The sequence below is a fragment of the Allobosea sp. LjRoot9 genome (assembly GCF_964252745.1).
Taxonomy (GTDB): Bacteria; Pseudomonadota; Alphaproteobacteria; order Rhizobiales; family Beijerinckiaceae; genus Allobosea.
In genome coordinates this window covers 1-11,515 of sequence record NZ_CAXUPC020000016.1, presented here as the reverse complement: position 1 = coordinate 11,515, position 11,515 = coordinate 1, and the positions used below count along the sequence as shown (strand labels likewise).

At 67.4% G+C, this 11,515-nt stretch carries 10 protein-coding genes; 1 reads left to right on the top strand and 9 read right to left on the bottom strand.

What is annotated here, in order from left to right; genetic code table 11:
- Positions 1-337 precede the first annotated feature (337 nt).
- Complete coding sequence (gene argC / locus ACSQ3P_RS31565; protein ID WP_436169370.1) at positions 338-1,315, bottom strand: N-acetyl-gamma-glutamyl-phosphate reductase; 978 nt, start codon at positions 1,313-1,315, stop codon at positions 338-340.
- Between the two features lie 479 nt (positions 1,316-1,794).
- Here argC and ACSQ3P_RS31560 point away from each other — a divergent pair, with 479 nt between their 5' ends.
- A complete protein-coding gene (locus tag ACSQ3P_RS31560; protein ID WP_436169369.1) occupies positions 1,795-3,843 on the top strand; it encodes a heavy metal translocating P-type ATPase in 2,049 nt (682 codons plus the stop codon).
- Between the two features lie 377 nt (positions 3,844-4,220).
- On the opposite strand, the gene copD is transcribed toward ACSQ3P_RS31560, so the two are convergent.
- The 8 genes from copD to ACSQ3P_RS31520 form a co-directional block, all read right to left on the bottom strand.
- Positions 4,221-5,165, bottom strand: coding sequence for a copper homeostasis membrane protein CopD (copD, locus tag ACSQ3P_RS31555; protein WP_436169368.1), 945 nt, complete (start codon positions 5,163-5,165; stop codon positions 4,221-4,223).
- A complete protein-coding gene (copC, locus tag ACSQ3P_RS31550) occupies positions 5,099-5,467 on the bottom strand; it encodes a copper homeostasis periplasmic binding protein CopC (RefSeq protein WP_436169367.1) in 369 nt (122 codons plus the stop codon). Before copC ends, copD begins: the two co-directional genes overlap by 67 nt.
- A gap of 18 nt (positions 5,468-5,485) precedes the next feature.
- Positions 5,486-6,268 (bottom strand): anti-sigma factor family protein, encoded by a 783-nt coding sequence (locus ACSQ3P_RS31545; RefSeq protein ID WP_436169366.1) that lies wholly within the window; start codon positions 6,266-6,268, stop codon positions 5,486-5,488.
- On the bottom strand, positions 6,265-6,798 hold the full coding sequence (locus ACSQ3P_RS31540) for an RNA polymerase sigma factor (RefSeq protein ID WP_436169365.1): 534 nt from the start codon (positions 6,796-6,798) through the stop codon (positions 6,265-6,267). The genes ACSQ3P_RS31545 and ACSQ3P_RS31540 overlap by 4 nt, the downstream gene beginning before the upstream one ends.
- Before the next feature lie 73 nt (positions 6,799-6,871).
- Positions 6,872-8,329, bottom strand: a complete 1,458-nt coding sequence (locus tag ACSQ3P_RS31535) for a YncE family protein (RefSeq protein WP_436169364.1) — start codon at positions 8,327-8,329, stop codon at positions 6,872-6,874.
- 11 nt (positions 8,330-8,340) lie between these two features.
- Positions 8,341-8,835, bottom strand: a complete 495-nt coding sequence (locus ACSQ3P_RS31530) for a DUF305 domain-containing protein (RefSeq protein WP_436169363.1) — start codon at positions 8,833-8,835, stop codon at positions 8,341-8,343.
- Between the two features lie 174 nt (positions 8,836-9,009).
- Positions 9,010-9,918, bottom strand: a complete 909-nt coding sequence (locus tag ACSQ3P_RS31525; RefSeq protein ID WP_436169362.1) for a LysR substrate-binding domain-containing protein — start codon at positions 9,916-9,918, stop codon at positions 9,010-9,012.
- A gap of 9 nt (positions 9,919-9,927) precedes the next feature.
- Entirely contained in the window at positions 9,928-11,007 is a 1,080-nt protein-coding gene (locus ACSQ3P_RS31520; RefSeq protein ID WP_436169361.1) for a YeiH family protein, read from the bottom strand.
- Positions 11,008-11,515: the final 508 nt, after the last annotated feature.

Below are 11,515 nucleotides of genomic sequence, written 5' to 3'. Positions count from 1 at the left end.
TAAGGATCATTTCGAGGAACCGATCCGCGTTGAAGGCGGCGTCTACGCCCTGCCCCAGCATCCCGGTGCGGGGACAACACCGCTGGCGGCAAGCCTCGAGCGCTTCGGTCAATCGCTCCGGTAGAGCCGCGAAGCCGTACAGCCGCGAAATCATCGAGCCGTCGCGCGCCATCCGTGCTCGGACAGGGCCGACCGCCGATGGTTGCGGATGACTGCGCTCATAAACGCCAGTCGGACGTCCGGGTGAATTGCGCCAAGAGCTGACGTTGGATGATTGCCCAAAACCGGACGCGCACGCACAGATCGGATCGATCGGCGGCTTGGAGGACTGCCCTCGTCATGGCCAGACAGGTGCGCCGTCCAGTCCCGCCGTTTCCGGGAGGCCGCAGATCAGGTTCGCATTCTGCACCGCCTGGCCGGCCGCTCCCTTGCCGAGATTGTCGACGACTCCCATCGCGATCACCAGGTTGCGTTCCGGATCAGCCGCATAGCTGACGAATGCGAGGTTGGAGCCGGTGGCCCATTTGGTCTGCGGCGGCTTGTCGGTCACACGGATGAACGCCCGCCCGGCATAGAAGCGCCGGGCCGCCTCCAGGCACTGCTGCGTGGTGGCGCGGCCGCGGCAGTAGATGGTCGCGAGGACGCCGCGGGTCATCGGCACCAGATGGGGCGTGAAGACCAGCCCGGCCGCGCTGCCACCGCTCAGCCGCTCGATCGTCCTGGCCATCTCGGGCATGTGGACATGCTTGAGCAGTCCGTAAGGCACCAGGTTCTCGTTGCTCTCGGCATAGCCGAACTTGCTGTCGCCGCCGCCCCGGCCGGCACCGGAGATGCCGGTCTTCGCGTCGATCACGATGTTGCCGGGCTCGATCAGCCCATTGGCCAGCAGCGGCGCCAACGCGTTCAGCGTCGCGGCGGGGAAGCAGCCGGGATTGGCAATGCGGGTCTGCCCCACGATCTCGGCTGGCCAGACATCCGCCAGGCCGTAGGTCCAACCCGCGACATAGCGGTGGTCGCCGCCGATATCGACGATCTTCACGTGCCTGGGGACGCGCGCCAGCGCATCGGCCGAGGCGCCCGTGGGCAGCGACGCGAACAGCAGGTCGAGCTTCGGCAGGGTCGCAGGGTCCCATTTCTCGATCACCAGCTCGGCGAGCTTGGCCGGCACACCGGGGAAGCGCTCCACCAGACGGCTGCCGGCGCTGCCCTCGCCTGCGGCGTAGACCAGCTCGAAAGAGGGGTGGCTTGCGACTAGGCGCAGCGCCTCGCCGCCGCCAAAACCGCTGATCCCGACAATGCCGACGCGAATGCTCATGGTGGTGTCCTTCCGGAGTTCGGGCAAAAGAAAACCCCCGAAGCCGGGGGCTGCGGGGGTTCAGGAACGCGGGCCGGGGCCGCTCCGGCGGGTGGGCCTAGAATGAGGCCATCACCACGCGGAAGGACGCTGATCGACGCGCAGCCGGAAGAGCCGCCGCTTGGATGCAGTGGCGTCGGCGTCGGTCACAGAGATTCCGGTTCCTGAGCATGGCTTGCGACACTGTCGCGCGCCCTATTCATCGTCAAGCGGAATGTCCGCTGACGGTCCGGGCCGGCTGCCCCGAGTGTGAGAGCTGCGGCTGCGACCGGCCGCACTCCCCCCTCCTCCACGGCGATGGCCGCCCTTGCGAGATCAAGCCGCGGCCTCTGCAGGATGACGGCGCATGTCGGCCCCGAGAGACTCAGATTGTAATTGGAATAATTCTAAACTAAGAAAAGGTGATCGAGGCAAAATCCGTTCAACGGGACGACACCGCCATGACGACAGCCACCCTTGCCAGCCCGCTATGCCCTGCAAGCCAGAAGCCCTGCACCTGCTTCCGGCCCTTCGAGCCGACCTGCTCGGCGAGCGCGGCCGAGCAGGCCAAGCGGTCGCCCGGGTGGATCGGGGACCGGATTCCACGGGCGCTCAGCCTGTTTGGCCATGATATCGAGACCGTCGAGGTCTTGCGGGTTGCGGTCGTCGCCGTTTCGGCAGCGCTGGTCTGGTTCGGGCTGAGCGGGAGCGTGGCCGGCGTCGATGTCGTGGGCGCGGCGGGGTTGCTATTCGGCGCCTGGCCGATCCTGCACGAGGCTTTTGAGAACATCAAAGAGCGGCGGATGACGATGGAGCTTTCCATGTCGATCGCCATCCTCGCGGCCGCGGCGATCTCGGAGTTCTTCACGGCGCTGGTCGTGACCTTCTTCGTCCTGGTCGCAGAGGAGCTGGAGCATCTGACGGTCGATCGCGGGCGGGCGGCGATCGCCGACCTCATCGATGTCATGCCGCATGAGGCGACGGTGCGCCGCGACGGCGTGATCTCGGTGGTTCCGATCGAGACGATCGTCGTCGGCGACCGGGTGCTCGTCGCGCCCGGCGAAAACATCCCCGTCGACGGCGTGGTCAGGTCCGGCCTCTCCTATGTCGACCAGGCGCGCATCTCCGGCGAATCGATGCCTGTCAGGCGCAGCGAAGGCGACGCCGTCTTTGCCGGGTCGATCAACCAGTCAGGCGCACTCGACATCCAGGTGGATCGCATCGGGCGCGACACCAGCTTCGGCCGGATCATCGACGCGATCGAGAACGCCGAGCAGTCGCGTGCGCCGGTCCAGCGCCTGGCCGACCAGCTCGCCGGCTATCTCGTCTATTTTTCCTTCGCCGCGGCGATCCTGACCTATTGGCTCACCGGGAACGTCCGCGACACGATCTCCGTGATCATCGTCGCTGGCGCCTGCGGCGTGGCTGCCGGCACGCCGCTGGCGGTGCTCGGCGGCATCGGCCGCGCCGCACGCAGCGGCGCGATCATCAAGGGCGGCATGCATCTCGAAACGCTCGGCCGCATCGACACGATCGTACTCGACAAGACGGGTACGCTGACATTCGGCGAGCCGCGGGTCTCGGCAATCCACCCGGCCGCCGGCCATTCGGAGCTTGAGCTTTTGACGCTGGCGGCATCGGCGGAACTGCGCTCCGAGCATCCGCTTGCCAAGGCGATCGTCGCGGAGGCGCGTGCACGGGGCATCGCGGTGCCGGAGCCCGACAGCTTCGACTACACGCTCGGGCGCGGCGTCGCCGCCCAGCTCGGGCCCAATCGCATCCTGATCGGCAGCATCAAGCTGATGCAGGCGGAGGGCGTCGCCGTCCCCACTGAGAGCGGCCATGCGATGTCCTCCGAGATCTGCGTTGCGGTCAACGGGCTCTTTGCCGGATCGTTCGCCGTTGCCGACGAGGTCAGGCCCGAGGCCGCAGCCGCGATCGCCGCCCTGCACGCATTGAAGATCCGCACCATCCTGCTCACCGGCGACAATGCCACGGTCGCCGAAAGCGTCGGCGCGTCGCTGCGGATCGGGACCGTCGAGGCCGGCATGCTGCCCGAGCAGAAGCTGGAACGTGTTCGGCAACTGGTGGCGTCCGGCGCCAAGGTGGCCATGCTCGGCGACGGCATCAACGACGCCCCGGCCCTGACGGCCGCGAGCGTCGGCATCGCCATGGGCTCGGGCACCGACGTCGCCAAGGAGAGCGCCGACATCGTCCTCCTCGCCAATGATTTGGAGCGCCTCGTCGAGACGGTGCGGATCGCGCAGAGGACGCGCGGCGTCATCTGGCAGAATTTCTCGGGCACGATCGCGGTCGACGCGCTCGGCATCGGGCTTGCCGCCTTCGGCTTCCTCAACCCACTCTTTGCGGCCTTCATCCATGTGTCGTCCGAGCTGATCTTCATCTCCAACTCGGCGCGGCTGCTTCCCGCCGCCGACGAGATCAAGCTTGCACGCGCGCCGCGGAGCACCGCTGCCGGCACTGTGAGCAACCGGACCAGTCGACACTGAGCCTCAGGGTCGGCGTCGCATCGGCTGCGAGTTCGGCCAGTGCGGTCGTGGTGGCGGGTGGCGCCGTCGCGCGCCATCCGTGCCCGGACAGGGTTAACCGCGCATCGTTGCGGGTGAATGCGCCCGTAAATGGCGGATGTTGAGAGGGCGCGGCGAAGCGGAGATTGCCGACGTCGCCCATGTTATCGGCTGGAGCATGCCCGCATCAGCCCACGAGGTGGGGCTGCTTGAGGCTGAGGGTCTCCTGCCCGCTCGCCAGAGGCCTTCCCGGCTCGGGCTGCAAGAGCCTGGAAGCCCAGAACCTGGATTTGTCAGGCGAACCGGTGTCCGCTTCGCTCGAGAATGCTCCAACTGATGGGACGGATCGTATCCGCCTCTCAGCCTGGCTCGATCATTCCCAACACCGCCACGAGGGCCAGCACGGCCGCACCGAGAGCGAGTTCGGCATATGTGCCGCGACAGATGTTCCTGATTGCCTCATCCAGGCCGGAGCGCATTTGTGGAACGAAGCGGTAGCGGTTCAGTACGGCCACGCCCGCCATCGTCGCGACGAGGACGACCTTCACAAGCAGCAGCCACTGATACGGCGTCCGGACGGCCGGCCAGCCGCCGAGAATCAACGCGGCGTTGACGATGCCCGTCAGGATGACGAGTGCGACCGCGGCATGGCCACAGGAAGAGAAGCGTTGCAGGGCGAGCTTCGCTTCCGCGCCCTGTGCGGGGTCTCGCAGCCGCGCGAGGCAGGCGGGCAGGATCGCCAGCGAACCCAGCCAGAAGCCACCGGACAGCAGATGGACGACATGATTGGCGACATGGATGGCCTCGCGCCCGCCCGCGTCCATGCGCGCATGTCCGGAAAGGCTCAGGCTCGCCAGCAGCAGCGCCGAGCCCGCGGTTTTCAGGCGAGGTGACCCGGCGCAGGCGAGAAAAAGGATCATGACGACGAGCGCAAGCCCGGCCCGCAGCAGCAACGCATGGCCCGCGCTTGTCCCCAGAAACAGGGCCTTCAGCGTCTGGCCGTCCAGCGCCCTGTCCCAACCGCCGCCGATCATGGCAGCCGTGGTGGGCAGGCTGAGGACGCAGCTGAGAACCGCGACGAGGCTCGCCGCACTCAGCCTGCCCCCGGCCAGGCTCGCCAGCCGCTCGCCCAGAGTTATCGGCGCCAGGATGGCGACGAAGCACTGGACGCCGAACAGCAGCACGGCAGCGGCATAGAAGCTCAGCCGGGCAAAAGCGAGGATCGTTTCCGGCGCGATCACGGTCCGATGGTGAACTGGTAGGCGCCACGCGTGGGGTGCCCGTCCTTCGAGAGCACATGCCATTCGACCGTATAGGTGCCGGCGGCCAACGCGCCATCGAGCGGCACGGTCATCCGCTTGTCGTCGTCGGTTGCGAGCGCCGCCGCGCCGGTCGCCACCACCTTGCCGTCGGCGCCTTTGAGGGTGACGCCGCAGAGCCCGATTTCGAGCCCCTCGGAAAAGGCCAGGCTTAGCGCTGCCGGCGAGGCGGAAACCCTGGCGTCGGCAGCCGGCATCTGCGCCTTGAGATGGGCATGTGCGACAGCGCCATAGGTCGAGGCCAATAGCGCGGCCGCAGCCAGTGCGGCTCTTGCGAACGCATTCATCGCGTACTCCGGCAGAATTCAGATGGGATTACGGGCCTGCCGGCGCACATCGTCGGCGATGGGATGGAGCAGCTCCGGCGTCACCGCCCCGACGAGGCTGTAGCCGAGGCCGCCATCGGCCCAGGACCAGCCGTTGACACCGCCCTGGGAGTGCCGAGCCATCGGAGCGTCGTTCTCCGCCAGCATCGGGCGAGCCAGCACCACGAGGCGCGAGCCACGATCATCATCATACATGAAGAGCGCAGCGGCCCCGTGCTCGGTCGGCACGACGCGTCCACCCATCAGCCTGTAGCCCGAGCTGGCGAGATCGGGGATCGCGATCGGGCGACGCAACTGCCGGGAGGCCCAGGCGGCAAGCTGAGAGCGGTTCTCGGCCCTGACCTCGACGGGATTGGTGCGATCGGATGCGAAAACGGCAAAGCTTGCGGCGGCCTCGCGGGCCAGCGCCTGCGTGCCTTCCTGCGCCGGCAGGCCGACGCCGCGCAAGGCCCAGCCGCCCAGCCCGCCCGCGCAGACGAGCAGGCTCGCCGCCATCGCCATCGTCCAGCGCGGCAGGCCGCCTCGCGGTCGCTGCCGTTCCGCGACCGTCCGGCCCACATCGAGCTCCGGCGGGATCGGTTCCTGCGCGACCGGAGCGAAGGCGGCGCGCAGCAGATCGCGCTGCGCCTCGTAGCCGGCAATACGCTGCGCCACCTCGGGATGCGCGTCGAGATAGGCTTCGACCTCCGCCTGCCGTTCGGCATCGAGGCGCTGGTCGACGAAACCGCTGAGATCGTCTTCGGTGATGGGGCGGGGGGTCATTTGACGCTCCGGAGATGGGGATGGGCGCTGCCGGCGGCCGGGGGCTCGGCGCTCATCAGCCTGAGAAGCCGCTCGCGGGCCCGCGACAAGCGCGACATCACCGTTCCGACGGGGATGTCGAGCACCTTCGCGGCGTCGGCATAGGAGAGCTCCTCGACCGTCACCAGCAGCAGCACCGTGCGCTGCTCGTCCGGCAATTGCTGGAGCGCGGCGAGGAGATCGCGATAGCGCATGCGATCCTCCTGCGATGCGGCAACCGAGAGGCTCGCCTCAGCGGTGTCGTCAAGCGCCAGATGCGCCGGCCGCTCCGAGGCGCGGCGTAGCCGCGTCATGGCGAGGTTGTGCAGGATGGTGAAGAGCCAGGCCCGGGCGTCACCACCCTCGCGCCGCTGGTGCCAGCGGCCGATGGCCCGTTCCAGGCAGTCCTGCACGAGGTCGTCGGCCGCCGACCGGTCACGCAGCAACGCCCGCGCATAGCGCCTGAGCGCGGGCACGAGGGGTTCGATCTGGCGCACCATGTTGACGGTCATGACGATCTCGCGCGGGTGACTGCCGGCCGCCGTCTCGTCGCACCAAAAGGCGACGGAACGGCGGCCGAAGGGTTCAGTTCAGAACCTGCTTCTGCACGACGGCGCCGCGCTGGGCGGCGGTGCCCTCGAGGATGACGAGGTAGCGCCGCTCGGCCTTGGCGTCGCTGCGCACGATCTGCCGGATCGGGCCGGTCGCGTTGACGATGGCCGAGCCGGCCGGGTTCGTCATGAAGGCCGAGATCGGCTCGATCTCACCCCTGCCTTCGGGGCTGTTCGAGAGCGCCAGCAGATAGGGCTTGCGCGCCTCCAGCCCGGTGACGGAGGCCTGCAGGACCTGCAGCAGGCCCTGGTCGAACAGCGAGATGCTGGTCGGCATGGCCTCGCCCTTGCCGGCGACCGGCGTCAGCGCGAGATGCAGGGTCTGGCCGGCGAGACCGAGCGGCTGGAGATTGGCCATGCCGTCGCCTTCCGGCACGGCGTTCGGCACATAGTTCACCGCCTGCGCCGCCTGGCCGATCGGGACCTGCGCCACGACCTTGTTGGTCAGCGTGTCGATGGCGGCAAGCCGGTCGGCATTCTCTTGCCCGACATAGATGCGCGTGCCGTCACCCGAGGGCCAGATGCCGTGCGGCAGCTTGTCGACGGGAATCGTCGCAACCTGCTCGAAAGTGTCGGTGCGGTAGACCTTGACCTGGTTCAGGCCGCCGATCGTGATGTAGGCGAAGCTGCCGTTCGCATTGGCGGCGAAATTGACGTGGTTGGTGATCGGCCCGGTGTCGATCGTCTTGATCAGGTCGAATGGCGGGAGCGCATTGAAGACCTGCGTCTTGCCGATGTCCTTCAGCGTAAACCAGACCTGCTTGCCGTCCGGCGTCGCCGCGATGTTGGGGCAGAACGGGCTGTCCTGCTTTACATGTCCGATGATCTGGTGGCTCGCCACGTCGACGACGACCGTCTCGGGCACGAAGGACGAGCAGATGTAGCCGTATTTGCCGTCCGGCGAGAAAATCTGCATGCCCGGACCGTTGGGGACCTTGATGCGGGTCGTCTCCTGATAAGTCGCAGCGTCGATGACCGAGATATAGTCCTCGCCGCGCACCGTGACCCAGACCTCCTTGCCGTCCTGTGTGAAGAACGCCTCATGCGGTGAGCGCCCGATATAGGTGGTGTGCTTCACGCTGTTGGTGGCGGTGTCGACGAAAGTGACCGAGTTGGAGCCGATCGAGACGATCGCGATCGTCTTCCTGTCGGGCGAGAAGCCCATGCCATGCACGAGCACCTGGCCGCGATAGAGCGGGCTGAAATTGCCGGGCTGCGGATCGCCCAGCCTGATCACCCCGAGGAGCCTGTTGGTCGCCGGGTCGCTGACGGAGACGGTGTTGGAGAATTGCTCGGCCGCATAGACGCGGTCGCGGCTGCTGACCGGGATGTTCGGGGACGAGGTGGCGAAGGGCGCCTGCCCGGCCAAGGCCGGGGCGATGCCCGCGAGAATGCTGCTTGCGAGCAGGCCGGCGAGGATACGGGTCTTCATCGGGAAGGTTCCTACTTCTGGGGGGAAGGCGATATCGCGCCCGAGTGGTCATGATGGTGGCCGGCGGCCGAGGCTGCAGGCACGGTCAGGGCGGGTGCGGAAGGCTGGGTCGGGGCGGGCACTGAGGCGGGAGCAGGCTTGCCGAGCGCGAGCTGCATCGCCGCGATCTCCTGCTGCTGCTCGACGATGATCTCCTGCGCCAGGCGCCGGAGCTGCTCGTTCTTGCCGTAGCGCAGATAGGCGATCGCCATGTCGATGGCGCCCTGATGGTGCGGGCTCATCATCGCGACGAAATCGGCGTCGATGTCGCCGCTGGGCTTCACCTCCATCGCCGCCATCATCCTGTCCATGGCGGCGTTGTTTTCGGAGAGGAACGGCGCCTCTGCGGCCACCGCCTCAGCGGGCTTCGCCGCCGCATCATCCGCCTTCGCAAGCTGCGCGCCGGCCGCGCCGCCCGCCATGGCGGCGGCAATCAGGGCAGCCAGAAACGGCCTTCGGCGTCGCATGGCAGATCTCCTTCGCAAGAATGGGCTCTTGAGAAGGCAGACTCCGGCCTGATCAATTTATTCCCCCGCCTCCATTTTTTTCTGGAAATGCCTTTCCGTCCGTCGAGCGAAAGCGCCGGCCTCGCGATCAGGCGTTGAGACAAACGCCAGCACCGGCGCAGCGAACTGCACGATTTATTGTTCGCGCGGCCCAGCCGTGGTGCGGCGTTCCCTCATGAGGTCGCGGAAAGCCGCCGCTACTCTGCTGACATAGCGCTCCTTGTGCTGCAGGACGAAGAAACGGCGCTGGGGCAGCTCCGCCTCGACGGCGACCAGATCGCCTGCCTGCAGCACAGGCTGGACCACGAGGCGCGAGATCACGGTCGCGCCGGCTCCTGCCGTCACAGCCGTGCTGACCGCCTCGTTCGACGGCAGTTCGAGCACCACCACGAGTTCATCGAGCGTGCGGCCAGCGCGCGACAGCATGTCCTCGAACAGCCGGCGCGTGCCCGAGCCGGGCTCGCGCAGCACCCATGCGCTCTCACCGAAATCCGCCGCTTCGACAATGCGCCGGGTGGCCCAGGGATGACCCCTGCCGACCACGAGCACCATCTGATCATCGGCGACAGGCTCGATCGCCAGGTGCGGGTCGTCGATCTCGCCTTCGACGATGCCAAGATCGGCGAAGCCGTCATGGACCGCTTGCGCCACCGATTGCGTGTTGCCGATCGTCACCGGTGTCTCGACCCCGGGATAGCGCGCGCGGAAACGGTGCAGCAACGGCGGGAGCCAGTAGTTGGCCACGGTCTGGCTGGCGGCGAAGGCAAGCCGGCCGCGCCGCAGGCCGGCGAGATCGGCAAGCACCGCCTCCGCCGAGGCGGCGCGGGCCAGGACGGCCCGCGCCTCGGCGAGAAAGAGCCGGCCGGCATCGGTAAGCGCGATGCGGCGGCCGATACGGTCGAACAGCTTCACCGCATGCCGGCTCTCCAGCGCCCCTATCGCCGCGCTCGTCGCCGATTGAGTGAGGTTGAGCACTCCGGCGGCCTGGGTGACGTGCTCGCGCTCGGCCACGGCCACGAAGATCCTGAGTTGTTCGAGGGTCACGGCGCCTCCTCAGGCCATGAGCTTCACCAGCGCCAGACTGAACGTGGCGATGAAGAGGAAAGCAACAAGGCCGAGCAGGAGCGGGCGCAGGCCCTTCGCCTTGAGCTTGCGGATGTCGGTCTCGAGCCCCATCGCTGCGAGCGCCATGGAGAGCAGGAAGGTCGTGGCGAGGACGATGAGCGACTTCGTCTGGGCCGGGACGCTGACAATGCTGTTGACGCCGACCATCGCGACGAAGCCGAGCACGAACCAGGGCATCGGAGGCCTCGCCTGGCTGACGCCATGACCGGCGTGGCGTGCTCGGCGCGCGGTTGCAAAGCCGAGCACGATCACGACCGGCGCCAGCATCATGACGCGTGACAGCTTGGCGATTGTGCCGAACTCGCCGGCCTGCTGCCCGTCCTGGAAGGCTGCCGCTACGACCTGAGCGATCTCATGGATCGAGGCGCCGCTCCACAGGCCATAGGCATGCGGTGCGAGATGCAGCAGGCCCGGCAGCAGCGGATAGGCGAACATCGCGACCGAGCCGAAGACGGTGACGCAGGCGACCGCATAGGCGACATCCTCGTCATGCGCATTGGTGACGGTGTTGACTGCAATCACCGCCGAGGCGCCGCAGATCGAGGTGCCAGCGGCGATCAGCTCCGCCAGCTTGCGCTCGACGCCAAGCAGTCTGCCGAGCGCCGTCGTGAAGAGAAAGGTCGCGACCAGCGTGAGCACGATCACCGCGAGGCCGTTGACGCCGACCTGCACCACTTGCGCTGCCGTGAGTTGCAGGCCGAGCAGGATGATCGCGAGCCGAAGCAGCTTGCGCAGTGCGATCGTCACGCCGGGCCTGGCCCGCGTCGGCGTGCCGATGAGGTTGTGAAAGGCGATGCCGATGATGATCGCCAGGATCATCGGGCTGAAGTTTCCGACGCCCGGCACCTGCCTGAGCGCGAATGACGCCGCTGCGATCAACGCCGTCAGCAGCAGGCCCGGCCAGATCGCCGCTTTCCGGTCGGCGTGATATGCGATGTCCGCTTGCGGGCGAGGCCCGCCTTCACCGACTGCGTGACGGGGATGGAGAGTTGAGGTTGATCCGATCATGACGGGGCTCCTTCAGCTCCCGAACTGATCGCATTCCGGAAATCATTCGATCCAACTTATTGTTTTCGTCAAAACGATCGATATTTTTGTTGATTCGGCGCGGCTGGCGTATCTTCAGTGAATCGCCTTCCTGAGTGCCGCCGCAGCCCGCGGCGACCGGCCAGGCGATCTATGCACTCGCCGCGGCGTGGCGACGGCGGTGTTGACGCTCGCGGCGGGTGCACTCTACGCCCGCTTCAGCGCCGCCGCGCTCTTCGCGATGGCGGCGCCATGCGTCGGCGCTCTGTCTCTGACGTTGGGGCTGTGCGCTCAGTCCCGGTAGAGCGAGATGGCCAGGAAGGCGCTCGGCACGTGCAGCGTCAGCGGGACGCTTCGCCCCTCAGGTTGTCACGAGCACGCGGACGGGGCCGGTTCGTTCGAGGACCTGCGCGACCACTTGCGAGCCGGAGCGTCGCAGCGAAAGCACCCAGACAGCGGGCGCAGGTGAAACGCGCGGAACCACGGTCCA

Coding starts and splice junctions, on each gene's coding strand:
- argC (WP_436169370.1), bottom strand. CDS start 1,315: ATGAGCATTCGCGTCGGCATTGTCGGGATCAGCGGTTTTGGCGGCGGC.
- copC (WP_436169367.1), bottom strand. CDS start 5,467: ATGAATGCGTTCGCAAGAGCCGCACTGGCTGCGGCCGCGCTATTGGCC.
- ACSQ3P_RS31535 (WP_436169364.1), bottom strand. CDS start 8,329: ATGAAGACCCGTATCCTCGCCGGCCTGCTCGCAAGCAGCATTCTCGCG.
- ACSQ3P_RS31545 (WP_436169366.1), bottom strand. CDS start 6,268: ATGACCCCCCGCCCCATCACCGAAGACGATCTCAGCGGTTTCGTCGAC.
- ACSQ3P_RS31540 (WP_436169365.1), bottom strand. CDS start 6,798: ATGACCGTCAACATGGTGCGCCAGATCGAACCCCTCGTGCCCGCGCTC.
- ACSQ3P_RS31530 (WP_436169363.1), bottom strand. CDS start 8,835: ATGCGACGCCGAAGGCCGTTTCTGGCTGCCCTGATTGCCGCCGCCATG.
- ACSQ3P_RS31520 (WP_436169361.1), bottom strand. CDS start 11,007: ATGATCGGATCAACCTCAACTCTCCATCCCCGTCACGCAGTCGGTGAA.
- copD (WP_436169368.1), bottom strand. CDS start 5,165: ATGGCATGTGCTCTCGAAGGACGGGCACCCCACGCGTGGCGCCTACCA.
- ACSQ3P_RS31560 (WP_436169369.1), top strand. CDS start 1,795: ATGACGACAGCCACCCTTGCCAGCCCGCTATGCCCTGCAAGCCAGAAG.